We start from the raw sequence: 218 nt of genomic DNA on the forward strand, positions 1-218 counted from the left end.
CTGCGGAGTGGTAGTTCAGTTGGTTAGAATACCGGCCTGTCACGCCGGGGGTCGCGGGTTCGAGTCCCGTCCACTCCGCCAGTTTGCATTTTCTTCTAAGCAAGCTTCCTTGAGCAAAATCAAAAATCAAATAGCTCATTTTCTTTAGTCTTTCCCTTGTCATCACTGTTAAGTAACTCATTTTTCAACATAAGCTTATAATAATGTCGTTATAACTT

The 218-nt window shown here is 42.7% G+C and carries 1 tRNA gene; it reads left to right on the top strand.

The window, feature by feature from the left end:
- The first annotated feature begins 4 nt into the window (after window positions 1-4).
- Window positions 5-81 (top strand) — tRNA-Asp (locus EXT48_RS23650).
- The last annotated feature ends 137 nt before the right edge of the window (window positions 82-218 follow it).

The organism is Pseudoalteromonas sp. CO348, from assembly GCF_004208845.1.
GTDB classification, from domain to species: domain Bacteria; phylum Pseudomonadota; class Gammaproteobacteria; order Enterobacterales; family Alteromonadaceae; genus Pseudoalteromonas; species Pseudoalteromonas maricaloris.